1 rRNA gene is annotated in these 3206 nt (G+C 56.8%); it reads right to left on the reverse strand.

The features are described 5' to 3' along the window. Positions 1-33: 33 nt before the first annotated feature. Positions 34-3157: ribosomal RNA gene (locus STRAU_RS11365) — 23S ribosomal RNA — on the reverse strand. Positions 3158-3206 lie beyond the last annotated feature (49 nt).

Raw genomic sequence — 3206 nt, forward strand, 5'->3', positions numbered from 1 at the left:
GTTTCAGAACCAACACAGTGGACGCGAGCAACTGAGGACAAGCCCTCGGCCTATTAGTACCAGTCAACTCCAGCGGTTACCCGCCTTCCATATCTGGCCTATCAACCCAGTCGTCTACTGGGAGCCTTAACCCCTCATGGGGGTGGGAGTCCTCATCTCGAAGCAGGCTTCCCGCTTAGATGCTTTCAGCGGTTATCCTTTCCGAACGTAGCCAACCAGCCATGCCCTTGGCAGGACAACTGGCACACCAGAGGTTCGTCCGTCCCGGTCCTCTCGTACTAGGGACAGCCCTTCTCAAGACTCCTACGCGCACAGCGGATAGGGACCGAACTGTCTCACGACGTTCTAAACCCAGCTCGCGTACCGCTTTAATGGGCGAACAGCCCAACCCTTGGGACCGACTCCAGCCCCAGGATGCGACGAGCCGACATCGAGGTGCCAAACCATCCCGTCGATATGGACTCTTGGGGAAGATCAGCCTGTTATCCCCGGGGTACCTTTTATCCGTTGAGCGACGGCGCTTCCACAAGCCACCGCCGGATCACTAGTCCCGACTTTCGTCCCTGCTCGACCCGTCAGTCTCACAGTCAAGCTCCCTTGTGCACTTACACTCAACACCTGATTACCAACCAGGCTGAGGGAACCTTTGGGCGCCTCCGTTACCCTTTGGGAGGCAACCGCCCCAGTTAAACTACCCATCAGACACTGTCCCTGATCCGGATCACGGACCCAGGTTAGACATCCAGCACGACCAGACTGGTATTTCAACGACGACTCCACACACACTGGCGTGCATGCTTCACAGTCTCCCAGCTATCCTACACAAGCCGAACCGAACACCAATATCAAACTGTAGTAAAGGTCCCGGGGTCTTTCCGTCCTGCTGCGCGAAACGAGCATCTTTACTCGTAGTGCAATTTCACCGGGCCTATGGTTGAGACAGTCGAGAAGTCGTTACGCCATTCGTGCAGGTCGGAACTTACCCGACAAGGAATTTCGCTACCTTAGGATGGTTATAGTTACCACCGCCGTTTACTGGCGCTTAAGTTCTCAGCTTCGCCACCCCGAAGAGTGACTAACCGGTCCCCTTAACGTTCCAGCACCGGGCAGGCGTCAGTCCGTATACATCGCCTTACGGCTTCGCACGGACCTGTGTTTTTAGTAAACAGTCGCTTCTCGCTGGTCTCTGCGGCCACCCCCAGCTCAGACCGTAAAGATCATCACCAGGTGTGGCCCCCCTTCTCCCGAAGTTACGGGGGCATTTTGCCGAGTTCCTTAACCATAGTTCACCCGAACGCCTCGGTATTCTCTACCTGACCACCTGAGTCGGTTTAGGGTACGGGCCGCCATGAAACTCGCTAGAGGCTTTTCTCGACAGCATAGGATCATCCACTTCACCACAATCGGCTCGGCATCAGGTCTCAGGCACAAGCTGTCCGGATTTACCTGGACAGCGCCCTACACCCTTACCCCGGGACAACCACCGCCCGGGCTGGACTACCTTCCTGCGTCACCCCATCACTCACCTACTACCAACTTGGACCGGCGGCTCCACCACTTTCCATTCCCCGAAGGGTCCGGAACGGCTTCACGGCCTTAGCATCACTGGATTCGATGTTTGACGCTTCACAGCGGGTACCGGAATATCAACCGGTTATCCATCGACTACGCCTGTCGGCCTCGCCTTAGGTCCCGACTTACCCTGGGCAGATCAGCTTGACCCAGGAACCCTTAGTCAATCGGCGCACACGTTTCTCACGTATGTATCGCTACTCATGCCTGCATTCTCACTCGTGAACCGTCCACCACTCGCTTACGCGGCAGCTTCACCCGGCACACGACGCTCCCCTACCCATCACGATCACCCGTTGGGGGTATATATCGCAATGACACGACTTCGGCGGTACGCTTGAGCCCCGCTACATTGTCGGCGCGGAATCACTAGACCAGTGAGCTATTACGCACTCTTTCAAGGGTGGCTGCTTCTAAGCCAACCTCCTGGTTGTCTCTGCGACTCCACATCCTTTCCCACTTAGCGTACGCTTAGGGGCCTTAGTCGATGCTCTGGGCTGTTTCCCTCTCGACCATGGAGCTTATCCCCCACAGTCTCACTGCCGCGCTCTCACTTACCGGCATTCGGAGTTTGGCTAAGGTCAGTAACCCGGTAGGGCCCATCGCCTATCCAGTGCTCTACCTCCGGCAAGAAACACACGACGCTGCACCTAAATGCATTTCGGGGAGAACCAGCTATCACGGAGTTTGATTGGCCTTTCACCCCTAACCACAGGTCATCCCCCAGGTTTTCAACCCTGGTGGGTTCGGCCCTCCACACGGTCTTACCCGCGCTTCAGCCTGCCCATGGCTAGATCACTCCGCTTCGGGTCTTGAGCGCGCTACTATATCGCCCTATTCGGACTCGCTTTCGCTACGGCTTCCCCACACGGGTTAACCTCGCAACACACCGCAAACTCGCAGGCTCATTCTTCAAAAGGCACGCAGTCACGACGTTGCATGCAAGCATGCAACGCGACGCTCCCACGGCTTGTAGGCACACGGTTTCAGGTACTATTTCACTCCGCTCCCGCGGTACTTTTCACCATTCCCTCACGGTACTATCCGCTATCGGTCACCAGGGAATATTTAGGCTTAACGGGTGGTCCCGCCAGATTCACACGGGATTTCTCGGGCCCCGTGCTACTTGGGTGTCTCACAAGCAAGCCGCTGATGTTTCGACTACGGGGGTCTTACCCTCTACGCCGGACCTTTCGCATGTCCTTCGCCTACATCAACGGTTTCTGACTCGCCTCATGACCGGCAGATCATGAAAGTGAGATCCCACAACCCCGTATACGCAACCCCTGCCGGGTCTCACACGCATACGGTTTGGCCTCATCCAGTTTCGCTCGCCACTACTCCCGGAATCACGGTTGTTTTCTCTTCCTGCGGGTACTGAGATGTTTCACTTCCCCGCGTTCCCTCCACACTGCCTATGTGTTCAGCAGCGGGTGACAGCCCATGACGACTGCCGGGTTTCCCCATTCGGAAACCCCCGGATCAAAGCCTGGTTGACGACTCCCCGGGGACTATCGTGGCCTCCCACGTCCTTCATCGGTTCCTGGTGCCAAGGCATCCACCGTGCGCCCTTAAAAACTTGGCCACAGATGCTCGCGTCCACTGTGCAGTTCTCAAACAACGACCAACCACCC

Source organism: Streptomyces aurantiacus JA 4570 (assembly GCF_000414115.1).
Taxonomy (GTDB): Bacteria; Actinomycetota; Actinomycetes; order Streptomycetales; family Streptomycetaceae; genus Streptomyces; species Streptomyces aurantiacus_A.